Origin of the sequence: Microbacterium sp. CR_7, from assembly GCF_041954755.1 — a bacterium.
In the GTDB taxonomy this organism is placed as follows: domain Bacteria; phylum Actinomycetota; class Actinomycetes; order Actinomycetales; family Microbacteriaceae; genus Microbacterium.
Window position 1 is genome coordinate 184,167 of record NZ_JAVAYF010000004.1, and the last position, 12,547, is coordinate 196,713.

General features: G+C 70.0%; 13 protein-coding genes and 1 tRNA gene. 13 read left to right on the forward strand and 1 reads right to left on the reverse strand.

Annotation, left to right across the window (positions count from 1 at the left end; all coding sequences use genetic code 11):
- The first annotated feature begins 81 nt into the window (after nt 1-81).
- The 5 genes from RAC81_RS09970 to RAC81_RS09990 all read left to right on the forward strand — a co-directional run bounded on the left by RAC81_RS09970 (nt 82) and on the right by RAC81_RS09990 (nt 5,415).
- The gene (locus RAC81_RS09970) at nt 82-1,458 is read left to right on the forward strand and encodes a cystathionine beta-synthase (protein WP_375082204.1); all 1,377 of its coding nucleotides are present in this window, start codon (nt 82-84) and stop codon (nt 1,456-1,458) included.
- 53 nt (nt 1,459-1,511) lie between these two features.
- A complete protein-coding gene (locus RAC81_RS09975) occupies nt 1,512-2,666 on the forward strand; it encodes a cystathionine gamma-synthase (protein WP_375082205.1) in 1,155 nt (384 codons plus the stop codon).
- Between the two features lie 88 nt (nt 2,667-2,754).
- Nucleotides 2,755-4,119: a multidrug effflux MFS transporter gene (locus tag RAC81_RS09980; RefSeq protein ID WP_375082206.1), complete on the forward strand. Its 1,365-nt coding sequence runs from the start codon at nt 2,755-2,757 to the stop codon at nt 4,117-4,119.
- A gap of 31 nt (nt 4,120-4,150) precedes the next feature.
- Nucleotides 4,151-4,780, forward strand: a complete 630-nt coding sequence (locus tag RAC81_RS09985; RefSeq protein ID WP_375082207.1) for a phosphatase PAP2 family protein — start codon at nt 4,151-4,153, stop codon at nt 4,778-4,780.
- A gap of 32 nt (nt 4,781-4,812) precedes the next feature.
- Nucleotides 4,813-5,415: a GNAT family N-acetyltransferase gene (locus RAC81_RS09990; protein WP_375082208.1), complete on the forward strand. Its 603-nt coding sequence runs from the start codon at nt 4,813-4,815 to the stop codon at nt 5,413-5,415.
- A 334-nt stretch (nt 5,416-5,749) separates the two neighbouring features.
- Here the strand turns inward: RAC81_RS09990 and RAC81_RS09995 are convergent.
- Nucleotides 5,750-5,837 (reverse strand) — tRNA-Ser (locus RAC81_RS09995).
- A gap of 180 nt (nt 5,838-6,017) precedes the next feature.
- Here RAC81_RS09995 and mpaB point away from each other — a divergent pair.
- The 8 genes from mpaB (at nt 6,018) to mpaP (ending at nt 12,542) form a co-directional block, all read left to right on the forward strand.
- Nucleotides 6,018-7,040 carry a daptide biosynthesis RiPP recognition protein gene (mpaB, locus tag RAC81_RS10000; RefSeq protein WP_375082209.1) on the forward strand — a complete coding sequence of 341 codons (1,023 nt, stop codon included), beginning with the start codon at nt 6,018-6,020 and terminating at the stop codon, nt 7,038-7,040.
- The gene (gene mpaD, locus RAC81_RS10005; RefSeq protein ID WP_375082210.1) at nt 7,037-8,332 is read left to right on the forward strand and encodes a daptide-type RiPP biosynthesis aminotransferase; all 1,296 of its coding nucleotides are present in this window, start codon (nt 7,037-7,039) and stop codon (nt 8,330-8,332) included. Before mpaB ends, mpaD begins: the two co-directional genes overlap by 4 nt.
- Nucleotides 8,329-9,561 (forward strand): daptide-type RiPP biosynthesis dehydogenase, encoded by a 1,233-nt coding sequence (gene mpaC / locus RAC81_RS10010; RefSeq protein WP_375082211.1) that lies wholly within the window; start codon nt 8,329-8,331, stop codon nt 9,559-9,561. Before mpaD ends, mpaC begins: the two co-directional genes overlap by 4 nt.
- Nucleotides 9,515-9,649, forward strand: a complete 135-nt coding sequence (mpaA1, locus tag RAC81_RS10015) for an MpaA1 family daptide-type RiPP (protein ID WP_285885709.1) — start codon at nt 9,515-9,517, stop codon at nt 9,647-9,649. Before mpaC ends, mpaA1 begins: the two co-directional genes overlap by 47 nt.
- A 42-nt stretch (nt 9,650-9,691) precedes the next feature.
- On the forward strand, nt 9,692-9,817 hold the full coding sequence (gene mpaA2 / locus RAC81_RS10020) for an MpaA2 family daptide-type RiPP (protein ID WP_256999530.1): 126 nt from the start codon (nt 9,692-9,694) through the stop codon (nt 9,815-9,817).
- Nucleotides 9,818-9,852: 35 nt separating this feature from the next.
- The gene (mpaA3, locus tag RAC81_RS10025; protein WP_308211576.1) at nt 9,853-9,972 is read left to right on the forward strand and encodes an MpaA3 family daptide-type RiPP; all 120 of its coding nucleotides are present in this window, start codon (nt 9,853-9,855) and stop codon (nt 9,970-9,972) included.
- Nucleotides 9,973-10,063: 91 nt separating this feature from the next.
- Nucleotides 10,064-10,885 carry a daptide-type RiPP biosynthesis methyltransferase gene (gene mpaM / locus RAC81_RS10030; RefSeq protein WP_375082212.1) on the forward strand — a complete coding sequence of 274 codons (822 nt, stop codon included), beginning with the start codon at nt 10,064-10,066 and terminating at the stop codon, nt 10,883-10,885.
- A complete protein-coding gene (gene mpaP / locus RAC81_RS10035; RefSeq protein WP_375082213.1) occupies nt 10,878-12,542 on the forward strand; it encodes a daptide biosynthesis intramembrane metalloprotease in 1,665 nt (554 codons plus the stop codon). The genes mpaM and mpaP overlap by 8 nt, the downstream gene beginning before the upstream one ends.
- The last annotated feature ends 5 nt before the right edge of the window (nt 12,543-12,547 follow it).

Sequence of the window (12,547 nt, forward strand, 5' to 3'; positions counted from 1 at the left end):
ACGAGGAGAGCCGATGACAGGATGCCGCGGCCGGGTGCAACACAGCCCCGGTCGCGGCATCCTCGCGTCTACCCTGAAGACATGAAGTATGCGGACTCGATCGTCGACCTCGTCGGCGACACGCCCCTCGTGAAGCTCCAGCACGTTACGGAGGGCATCGAGTGCACCGTGCTGGTGAAGCTCGAGTACCTGAACCCCGGCGGGTCGGCGAAGGATCGCATCGCCTCGCGGATCATCGATGCGGCCGAGGCCTCGGGTGAACTGAAGCCGGGCGGCACGATCGTCGAGCCCACGAGCGGCAACACGGGGGTGGGGCTCGCGCTCGTCGCGCAGCAGCGAGGGTACTCGTGCGTCTTCGTCGTGCCGGACAAGGTCGGCGAGGACAAGATCGATGTGCTGCGGGCCTACGGGGCCGAGGTCGTCGTGACGCCCACCTCGGTCGCGGCCGACAGCCCCGAGTCGTACTACAGCGTCAGTGATCGGCTGGCGCGGGAGATCCCCGGGGCGTTCAAGCCCAACCAGTACGAGAACCCGAACGGGCCGCGCAGCCACTACGAGACCACGGGACCGGAGATCTGGCGCGACACCGACGGCGAGATCACGCACTTCGTCGCCGGCGTGGGCACGGGCGGCACGATCACGGGCACCGGTCGGTTCCTGCGCGAGGTCTCCGACGGTCGGGTTCGCATCGTCGGCGTCGACCCCGAGGGCAGCGTCTACAGCGGAGGCACCGGTCGCCCGTACCTCGTCGAGGGGGTGGGGGAGGACATCTGGCCCGGTGCGTACGACCCGTCCGTGCCGCACGAGATCGTCGCGGTCGACGACGCGGAGGCCTTCGCGATGACCCGCCGCCTCGCCCGCGAGGAGGGCATCCTCGTCGGCGGATCGAGCGGCATGGCGGTCGTCGGTGCGCTGCGCGTCGCCCGCGAGCTGCCCGCGGACGCGGTGATGGTCGTGCTCCTGCCCGACGGCGGGCGCGGCTACCTGAGCAAGATCTTCAACGACGGCTGGATGCGCTCCTACGGCTTCAGCGACGTCGAGGACGGCGAGACGGTGGCCGACGTGCTGGCCGCCCGCGCACCGCGCCAGGGCGACGGCATCCCCGACCTCGTGCACGCGCACCCCACCGACACCGTGCTCGAGGCCATCGGCCTGCTCACCGAGTACGAGGTGTCGCAGCTCGTCGTGCTCAGCGCCGAGCCTCCCGTCATGATGGGCGAGGTCGTCGGCACGGTCGACGAGAAGGGTCTGCTCGACCTGCTCTTCCGCGGCGACGCCAAGCCCACGGATGCCGTCGGCGAGCACGTCGGGGAGAGGCTGCCGCTCATCGGCATCCATGCTCCGATCACGCAGGCGCGCGCCGCGCTCGCCGACGCTGACGCGCTGCTCGTCACGGAGGGCGGGCGTCCGCACACCGTGCTCACCCGGCAGGACCTGCTGTCGTACCTGTCGCGCTGACGCCCGGCGTAACGGGACGGCCGCCGTCGCGGCCCCCGACGTAGGCTGAGAGCATGTCCGAGCACTCCTTCGCCACCCGAGCCATCCACGCGGGCCAGGAGCCCGATCCGACCACCGGATCGATCATCCCGCCGATCTACCAGGCCTCCACGCACGTGCAGGACGGCATCGGCGGGTTCCGCGAGGGATACGAGTACAACCGTGCGGGCAACCCGACGCGCTCCTCGCTGGAGACGCAGCTCGCGGCGCTCGAGGGCGGCACGCGGGCGCTCTCCTTCGCCTCGGGGCTCGCCGCGGAGGACGCGCTGCTTCGCGGCATCCTCTCTCCCGGCGACCACGTGCTGCTCAGCAACGACGCGTACGGCGGGACCTACCGGCTGCTGACCAAGGTCCTCGCCAAGTGGGGGATCGAGACCACGACCGTCGAGCTGTCCGACCTCGATGCGGTGCGCGCCGGTCTCCGCCCCGAAACCAGGATCATCTGGGTCGAGACGCCCAGCAACCCGCTGCTGAAGATCGTCGACATCGCCGCTGTCGCCGAGATCGCGCACGCCGCCGGCGCCATCGCGGTCGTCGACAACACCTTCGCCTCGCCCGCGCTGCAGCAGCCGCTGTCGCTGGGCGCCGATCTCGTCGTGCACTCCACCACCAAGTACCTCGGCGGGCACTCCGACGTGCTCGGCGGCGCCGTGGTGTTCGGCGACGACCGGTTCGTCGACGACGTGAAGTTCCAGCAGTTCGCGGTCGGCGCCGTGTCGGCGCCGTTCGACGCGTGGCTCACGACCCGCGGCATCAAGACCCTCGCGGTACGCATGCGCCAGCACTCCGAGAACGCCCAGGTCGTGGCCGAGTGGGCAGCGGGCCGTCCGGAGTTCTCCGAGGTCTACCACCCCGGGCTCGCCGCGCACGCCGGTCACGACATCGCCGCACGGCAGATGAGCGGATTCGGCGGGATGCTGTCGCTCGGTCTCGCAGCGGGACCGGCGGCCGCGAAGGCGTTCGCCGAGTCGACCGAGCTGTTCCAGCTCGCCGAGTCGCTGGGCGGCGTCGAGTCGCTGATCGGATACCCGCCGGACATGACCCACGCCTCGGTGCGCGGAACCGAGCTCGCCGTGCCCGAGAACATCGTGCGGCTGTCGGTGGGCATCGAGGACGCCGGCGACCTCGTCGCCGACCTCGAGCAGGCTCTCGCCCGCATCTCGCGCTGACGGTCGCGGGGACGCGGCGGGCGGGGGAGTAGCATGGATGCTTCGCTCGAATCGATTCGAGACTCATTCCCCTCTCCGGAAAGCCCCTGTGTCTGACGCGCCCCGCACCGATTCCGTCCCCACCATCTCCGCGCCCGAGCGCACGGCGACCGGCAGCATCCGCGTGCCGTCGTCGACCGGCGCCATCCGCACGCTCGGCTCGAACCCGGCCACCGCGCCGATCATGCTCCACCCCGGAGACTCGATCTCGAACGGCCGACGCGCGCTGTACATCGTGCTACTGGGTGCCCTGACCGCGCTCGGCCCCTTCACGATCGACCTCTACCTGCCGGCGTTCCCGGTGCTGGAGGAGGACTTCCAGACCACCGCTGCCGCCGTGCAGCTGACCCTGACCGGCACCATGATCGGGTTCGCGCTCGGTCAGCTCGTCGTCGGCCCCCTGAGCGACAAGGTCGGCCGCCGGGTACCGCTCATCGCCGTGACCGCCCTGCACGTGCTGGCGAGCTTCGCGGCGGCCTTCGCTCCGACGCTGCCACTGCTCGGCGGGGCCCGCGTGCTCATGGGCGTCGGCGCCGCGGCCGGCGGTGTCGTGGCCATGGCGATCGTGCGCGACCTGTTCGGCGGCCGACGCCTCGTGGTGATGCTCTCCCGGCTCGCGCTCGTCTCGGGTGTCGCTCCCGTGGTGGCTCCGCTGATCGGGTCCTGGCTGCTGACGCTCATGCCCTGGCAGGGCATCTTCATCGTGCTGGCGCTGTACGGCGTCGTGATGCTCGTCTCCACGCTGATCTTCGTGCCGGAGACCCTTCCCGTCGCCCGCCGCCAGGAGAAGGGCGGCGCGACCGTCCTGCAGCGCTACCGCTCGGTGTTCTCCGACCGCGTCTTCATCGGCGTGCTCATCATCGGCGGCATGACGTTCTCCGGTCTGTTCTCGTATCTCTCGGCCTCGCCGTTCCTGTTCCAGCAGACGCACGGGCTCGACGCCCAGCAGTACGGGCTCCTGTTCGCCGTCAACTCGCTCGGCGTGGTGATCGGCGTGCAGACGGCATCCCGACTCGCCGCCCGGTTCGGTCCGCAGTGGGTCATGGCCTACTCGACGGCTGTGCTGCTGATCGCCGGTACCGCGATCATCGTGACCGATCAGCTCGGCCTCGGGCTGTGGGGGACCGTGGTGCCGCTGTTCTTCTTCATGACCGCGTGCGGGTTCACGTTCCCGAACGTGCAGGTGCTCGCGCTCGACCGCCACGGCAAGGCGGCAGGCACCGCGGCATCCGTCATCGGCGCGACGAACTTCGGCGTCGCCGGCCTCATCTCGCCGGTGGTCGGATGGATCTCGAAGGGCGCGGGGATCACCGCGACGACGATGGCGTCGGTCATGGTCGGCTGCGCCGTGATCGCCGTCCTGGCTCTCTGGTTCGTCGTACGCCCCCGGAGCGTCGGAATGCTCGCTCCCTGATCCTTCAGGATCGACCAGGCAGAATGGTGCGATGAGATCGCGCGCGCTGCTGTGGTGGGGACTGGGAACTCTCGCGGCGGCGGCGCTGCTGGGAGCGGCGATCGTCTTCGGCTACACCGAGCCTCCCGGCTTCGATCGATGGTGGAGCGAGGCGATCGTCGAGCACCGAGCCGATTGGATGCTGACGGCTGCGCTCGTGCTCGATCACATCGGCGGGGGATGGGTGGCGATCCTCGCGGTGCCGCTGCTGGTGATCATCGCCCTTCTGCTGGCGAGGCGCTGGCGCGGGGCCGTCTTCGCTGCCGCGACCTTCCTGGCGAGCGCCGCCCTCGTGCAGGTGCTGAAGAACCTCTTCGGCAGGGCACGGCCGGAGGACATGATCGTGACGAGCGACTTCGGCTCCTTCCCCTCCGGGCACACCGCCAACGCCGCGACCATCGCGCTCGTCCTCTATCTGCTCTTCCCGCGGGTGTGGGTCGCGATCGTGGGTGCCGCATGGATCGTGGCCATGGCCGTCTCGCGCACGCTGCTCTCGGTCCACTGGGCGACCGACACGCTCGGCGGTGCGCTCGTCGGCGCGAGTGCGGTGCTGCTCGTCGCGGCCATCATGCTGCCGTGGGCGCGCACGACGTCGAAGCGGATACCGAGGCCGATAGGCTGACGGCTTCCCCCCGCACTCACCGAGGAGTCGTCGTGCCCCGCATCCGCCCCTACCGCCCGTCCGATCGTGCAGCGATGTACGAGATCTGCCTGAAGACGGCGGATGCCGGCAAGGACGCGACCGGCATCTTCTCGGACGACGAGCTGTGGGGCGACCTCTTCGCGGTCCCCTACGTCGAGCGGCACCCCGATCTCGCCTGGGTGGTCGAGTCGGACGACGAGCGCGTGATCGGCTACATCGTCGCGACCGACGACACCGACGCGTTCCAGACGTGGTTCCGAGACGAGTGGTGGCCGGCGCTCGCCGCGAAGTACCCGCGCGCGGCCGAGCCGTCGACCCGCGAGGAGAAGATGATCGAGTACGGATATCGGCAGGCGCCGGGCACGAACGCGAATGCCGCGGAGTACCCCGCCCACCTGCACATCGATCTGCTCCCCGAGACACAGGGGCAGGGGCTGGGGCGACGCCTCATCGAGACGCTCTTCGCCGAGCTCACGCGGCGGGGCGTCCCCGCGCTGCACCTCGGGATGGACCCCGCGAACACGGGGGCCGCCGCCTTCTACGAGCGACTGGGCATGACGCCGTTGCCGGCTGAACCGGGCGGACAGGTGTACGGGGTGCGCTTCGCGCAGTAGCCGCGTCTCGCAAACGACGTCGTAAGTGGGGGTGCCCCGCTGGTCTGGGGAACCACGCGGGGCACCTGCCGGCTTCGCTGGGGACTCCGCCGGCCCGTGCTCTGGTCCGAAGCTCGGTGGACCAGAGGTCGTGTTACAGAGATACTCGCGCTCCGGCTCCGGCGTCAGGAGGGTTGATCTTCATGGCGACTCTGCACTATGGACCCCAGGAGCAGCCGATCCCCGTCTGGCGGTGACGGCGGGACTCCGCTCTTCGCTGCGCTCAGGGCTCCCCGAATCCCCAGTGCTCGATAGACGACTGAAGGGCCCCACTTCGTGAGGCCCTTCAGTCGTCTGGCGGTGACGGCGGGATTCGAACCCGCGGTTGCTTGCACAACACACGCTTTCCAAGCGTGCTCCTTCGGCCGCTCGGACACGTCACCAGGAAACAACCTCCCCAGTCTATCCGATCGGTCGAGGAGCGCATGACCAGCCCGGGTGAGGGTCGAGGAACGGCGATCCCCGCGGATTTCTCGACTCGAGTGAAAAATATTGATACACGAATGAGGTGTGTATAGCTTCAGATGAAGACGCACGGGCGTCGCAGAACATCGGGGGCTGAGGTGGATGAAGCGGAGATCGGGGCGCGCGCGCTCCGCGAGTTCGTCACGGGGGAGCGCAGTCGGTACCGCCGCATCTTCCTGGTCGATCCCGGTGCACCGACGGACGCCGTCCTCGATGCGGCGGGCGCTCAGGATGCGGTCCTCCTGCCGGAAGGTGAGAGATTCCCCGCTGTGTCCGCCGCACTCTTCCGCTACAGCGGGCGGCTCGATGAGAGCGGCGACGAGATGGTCCTCGGAGACACCACCGTCGAGCTGCAGGACTACGTCGCCGCGGCCTTCGTGCAGCTCGTCGGGCCGACGGTGGTCGCTGTGCTCGACATCCCGGGATGGGAGGCCTTTCTCGACGACGCGCGCCTCGCCCGCCGCACGGGTGTCTTCCCCTCGGCGCTCCTCGACCCGCGGGTCGTCCTCGCGGAGCGCTCCGCACTCGAGAGTCCTCGCGCGACGGAGATCCCGAATGCGATCAGGGTGCGCGCCGACGGCGCATTCACCGTCGGCATGAGGGGCGAGCCCGTCGGGCACATCATGCAGACGCCGGATCGACTCGCGGAGCCCGTCGAGCGGGGAGTGAGGCTCGGAGGCGCGCCATCGATCGAGGAGCTCACGGCCTCGGGGCCGGATCGTGGCGAGACGGCGCGCTACCTGCGGGCCATCGACCTTCTCAGGATGCTCCGGAACGCGAACGGAGTGCGGGTCGCCGGATTCGGCTGGTCGCTGATCGACGACGACGGAGCGGACGCCGAGCCGCTCCCCTCGGATCCCTTCCTCCTCGACACGGCCGAGGGCTTCGTGCTGGCCGATGTCGATTCACGCGGCCGGCGAGCCCTGTCGCGACTGACCGCCGTGGTCGTGGAGGCGACGCAGACGTCGAGCGGGTGGGACGTCGCCGCCGAGAGGGTCGCGCGGAGTCTCGCGATTCCCGAGCCGGATGCAGGTCGACTCTGTCGGGAGGCCATCGGGGCGCTGGGCATCTCCCTCGGGGCCTCGACCGAGGGAGCGGGAGCGGAGGCGGCACGGCGATGACCTCACCCCACGCGGTCACCTCACAGGGTGCAGTGACCTCACCGCACGCACTGTGGCCGGCGATGCTTCCGGCCGACACCGTCTTCACCCCTGCGCAGACCGCGGTCGGTGCCGCCGGCAATCGCATCCGCTACGCCGACGGGTCCTCGCGGCTGTGCGCGACGAGCGGGCTGTGGAACGTCCCGCTCGGATTCGGGAATCCGGCGGTATCCGAGGCCGTCGCCAGAGCGACACGAGACGCGTCGTACCTGACCCTGTTCCGATCCCCGAATCGGTATGCGCAGATCGCAGCGGAGAGACTGCTCGCGATCGCCGGCCCGGCGAGATACAGCCGCGTGATCTTCTCCACCTCGGGCGGGGCGGCGAACGACGCCGCGATGAAACTCGCGCGACAGTACTGGTCGCAGCGAGGGGCCGCCTCCCGGTCCCTCGTCGTCGGCCTGCGGGGCAGTTACCACGGCACCATGTACGGCAGCCATGCTCTCAGCGGCGACCAACTCCTGCAGGAGGCCTACGGCGTCGATCGCCGCTCGATCAGGCACGTGGCGCACGACGACGACGGAGAAGAGCTCGGCACGCTGCTGCGGCGCGAGGGATCGCGCGTCGCGGCCGTGGTCGTCGAGCCGGTTCTGGGAAGCGGTGCCTTCCCGCTGACGGATGCCTTCATCGCGCGCCTTCTCGCGCTGCGGGAGGAGTACGGGTTCCTCGTGGTCGCCGACGAGGTCGCGACGGGGTTCGGACGCACCGGCCGCATGTTCGCCAGCGACGCGTGGGCGGGCGCGCCCGATGTGCTGATCGTCTCCAAAGCGCTGACGAACGGCGCTATGGGGGCCGCCGCCCTCCTCGTCGGAGCGCGCGTCGCCTCGGAGTTCATGCGCGGCGGGTGGACGTTCGTGCACGGCGAGACGCAAGCGGGCACACCGGCGTGCGCGGCGGCGATCCTCGCGGTCATCGACGAGCTCGACCGCATCGACGTGATCGACTCGGTGCGCGCGCTCGCGGCCGACCTCGCCGGGATCGCCGATTCGATGAGGGCGGATGGGCTGATCACCCGCGTCACGGGGAGGGGATGCTTCCTCGGTCTCCATCTCCGCACCGATGACGGCGAGGCGCTGTCCGGGCGCGAGGTGCTCGACGTCGTGTCCGCCATCGCCGACCACGGCGTGCAGGTGCAGCCGGGCCCGAGCGGAATCGGGCTGATCCCCGCCTACGGATTCGACGCGGCCGACCTCCTCGAGTTGGATGCCGGCGTGCGGGCGGGTCTCGCGCAGGCGCGGAGCGTCTCGAGATGACGGACGGGTTCACGGCCCGCGTCCCGACGCTGTGGCACGGCAGGGGCATCGCTCGGACGATGACCGCACGACTGACCGCGTATCGCGCGACGATGGTCATCGCCGACTCGGCGGTGCGGGTCCCGTTCCTTCCCACCCGCCCGACAGACGTCGTGGAGCTCGACGCCACGGCGGTGGATGCCGAGGCGATCCTCGGCATCGCCGCGCGCATCGCGCGTCAGCGCCCCGAGGTCATCCTCGCTGTCGGCGGCGGAACCGTCCTCGACGCGGCCAAGCTCGCCGCGCTCGCACTGGCCCGCGATCGATCCCTGCAGTTCGCACTCGAACGCGCGCAGCGCGAGGCGCTCACCGTGCTGCCCGACGCGCCTCCGCCCGTCGACCTCGTCACCGTGCCCACCACGCTCGGCACCTCGTCAGAGACCAACAGCGTCAGCATCCTGACCAACACCCACGGTCACCGGCTCGTCATCGGTCGTGCGCTGAGACCGCGACACGCTCTCCTCGACCCGGAGAACCTCGTGACGTTGACCGCGACGCAGGTCCGTGACGGGGCGCTCGAAGCATTCCTGCGGCTCGCGGGCGCTTCGACCGGTCCGGCACGAAGCGCTCGCGCGCACGCCGACGCCGTGTCACTCGGCAGAGCCATCCTCGAGGCCGCGGAGGGGCGACTGGACTCCGACGACGTGCGTCTGAGACTCGCCCGTCTGAGCGCGGCGACTCAGCGCAGTGCGGCGCTTCGCGGATCGGACCCGTACGCCTCGCGTCACTGGTACGTCGCCAACGAGGTCGCCTTCCGCCTCGGGATGCGCAAGATGAGCGCGACCGCGGCGATCATCGCACCGGTGTGGCGGCGGATCTGCGACGGTGACGCCCAATGGGGCGACCGCGCGAGCCTCGAGGGGTTCTGGGCGTGCGTCTCCGCGCCGTTCCGTCTGCCGCTGGATCCTGCGCGGGGCATCGCCGAGCTCGTGACCCGGTGGGGCATCGCCCGGCCGCCGGCACCGAGCAGTCATGACATCGATCGCATCGCCGCTGCGATCGAGAACGCCTGGGGAGCTCGACGACCGATGCTTCCCGGTCTCGTCGCATCGGACTTCCGTGATGTGCTCCGCGCCTCCGCATGGAGCGACCGGAGGGGCGTGCCGTACGGCGTCCCCGCACCGCGGGAAGGGGGTGAACGACATGGACCGCGACACAGACTCGCGTCTCCGATTCGAGGAGCTCGATGAGATGGAGGCCCCCAGCTGGGAGAGCTTCTACCAGGGCGTGGGCAGCGCGCTGATTCTCATCGGCATCGGCGCAGCCGCCGCCACCTGAGCGACACCCGACCGACACCGGTTCACGAACGAAAGGACGCAGATGAACACTGCGACGCCCACTCTCGAGTTCATCGAGCTCGAAGCGATGGACGCTCCCGACGACGCTCTCGACTGGACTCGAGGCTTCGCCGTGGGAGTGATCATCGGGATCCTCGCGCTCACGTAGAGGCCCCTCTCTCGTCACCCTGAAGGAGGTGAGACGTGCACAAGGAATCGCTGGAGTTCGTGGAACTCGAACAGATCGATGCGCCGCTGGAGTGGTGGGAACACGCCGGTTACATCATCGCCATCATCGGCGGTGCAGCAGCGATCGCGACCTGAGCGGTCGCGATTCCGAACGGGATGCGGGCGGTCATGCTCCGCCCGCATCCCACGCCCCAGACGACAGACCCAGAGGAAGGGAGACGAGTCCATGGAGGATCTCATCACCGACTCCGTCCGCGCGCGGCTCGCTCTCGCGCGCGCGGATGCGAAGGAGCTCGACCTGTACTCGGGAGCGGGCACCGACTTCTACCAGCGGCTGGTGGGCGCCGACCGCGCGGAGATCCGGGAGGTGATGGCGCTCGCTCGCCGCACCGGCGGGCCGATCATCGACATCGCGGCGGGCAGCGGCCGCTTGACGATTCCGTTGGTGCGATCCGGGTACCGGGTGACGGCCGTCGACCTCTCCCACGACATGCTCTCCCACTTGCGGCGCGCGCTGCCCGATCACCCGTCACTGGACTGCGTCGTCGCCGATATGCGCGACTTCCGTCTGACGCGGCGATACGCACTCGCCGTGCTCGGAGCCACCTCCATCACGCTGCTCGACGAAGACGGGAGATCGCGTCTGTACCGGAGCGTGCGCCGGCACCTGGCGACTGACGGCGTCTTCGCCCTCACCGTCGCCGCCGGCACGTCGGCGGCGACTCTCTCCGTACCTCAGGAGCACGAGATCACGGTTCCCGGTCCGGCGGGAGACGAGACCTACCTGTTCGCCCAGCAGATCGACGCAGACGGAGCGAGCCGTGTGGTCAACTGGCTGCGTCCCGCCGATCTCCGACGTGGCGGCGCGGTCACGGTCCTCACGAGCCGGCTTCGGGTGCTGCACCGTGACCGGCTCGCCCACGAGCTCGTGGAATCCGGGTTCACTCCGCCCCGCATCTCGCCGGTACGCACTCAGGACGGGCAGGAGATCGAGCTCCTCGAGACGACCAGGGCGGAATCACTGAGAGCGGCGCAGAGCGATGTCTAGCTCCCTGCGTCGCTCCGGGGAGGGAACGAGCGCTCCCCTCGACGGCGAGGCGCGCCCTCGGCTCGCGTCCGGCGTCACCTTCGAGCACACCGGCGACGACCGGTGGGTCACGATGCTGCACGGAGTGCCTTCGTCGCGCGTCTCACCCGCCGTCGTCGCTCTGCTGTCCTCGATGGACGGTGAGACGACGCTCCGCGACCTGCAGCTGCGCTTCGCACCATCCGACCCGACCCCCACATTCCTGGCGCTGATCCAGCGATTCCGCGACTGCGGTCTCCTCGCCGACGCGCCTCGGACCCCACCGGGTCGCGTGTCGTTCCGACCGCCGCTCACCGTCCAGTTCGCGACCATGCACGCGCCGGCGATCTTCGCGCGCCTGAGCGGGCGCGCAGCCCCGCTTCCGCTGTCGCGGCTCGCGGTTCCGCTCGGCATCCTCCTGTGCGCCGGGCTCATCGCAGCCGCCCTGCAGGCGCGAGACATCTGGCGGGTACTCACCTCGCCGTTGCCGCTGGTCGAACTGATGATCCTCGTCGCGGTCCTCGCCTGTCTGACCCTGCTCCACGAATGCGCCCACGGAATCACCTTGACGAGGTTCGGAGGCAGACCCCGGCGCGCGGGCTTCATGCTCATCTACCTCGCTCCGGCGTTCTTCGTCGATGTGACCGACGGGTGGCGTCTGGGCGAGCGGCGCGAGCGCGTCGCGGTCGCGCTGGCAGGACCGGCTGTGCACGGCGCCGTCGGCGCGGCCACGGCCCTCGCCGCGCTGGCGACACCGCCGGGGGAACAGGAGAGGATGCTGCTGCTTCTCGCCCTCTCCTGCGCAGGCATCGTCGTGGTGAACCTGATCCCGTTCGTGCGGTTCGACGGTTACCTGGCACTGATGAGCGCGCTCGACGAGCCGAATCTCCGGGACCGGGCCATGCACGATGCGCGGGACGCCCTGGCGCGCACGCTGTTCGGCGGCGCGCGGGCGGACAGGCGGCTCGGCCGGTGGTGGAGTGTGCCGTTCGGTCTCGCGAGCATCGTCACGCCCGTCGTCCTGGTGTTGACGGCGGTCGCTCGTATCGCCGATGCGCTCGCCGGATGGGGGCCGGTGTGGGGCCTGGTCACGGTCGCGCTGGGGGCGACCGTGACCAGTGTCGGCATCGTGATCCTCGTTCGCGGGTTGTGTCGCGTTCTGCGCTCGGGGAGCTCGCCCCTCCGTTTCGGGTTGGTCACGGCAGCGCTCACGGCGGCCGTGATCACCGCGGGAGCCGTGATCCCGGTACCGCTGTCGGCGACGTACGGCTTCGTCACCGAGCGCGGTCGAGTCGTCCTGGTGCAGGCCGGTGAGGCGCCGCGCGCCGAGATACCCGCGGCGGCGCCGGTCGCGCTGACGACCAACGGAATCCTCGGGCACGAGCGGATCGGCACGGGAACGGCGACACCGCGTGAACCGCGGTCGATCGCGGTTCCGGTCGAAGCTCTGCTTCCCGTGCTCGCGGGTAACGCGACCACGGACGCGGTGATCGTCGCGTACGTCGCCGTGGACGTCGAGGATCGCGGCGCGGTCGTCTCGGGCCGCGCGCGGGTCGACCTCGGGACGCGGAATCTGTGGCAGGCCCTCTGGGCGAGAGGCGTGGAGGCGCCTCTGTCGCCCCTTCTCAGCGACAAGTAGGAAAG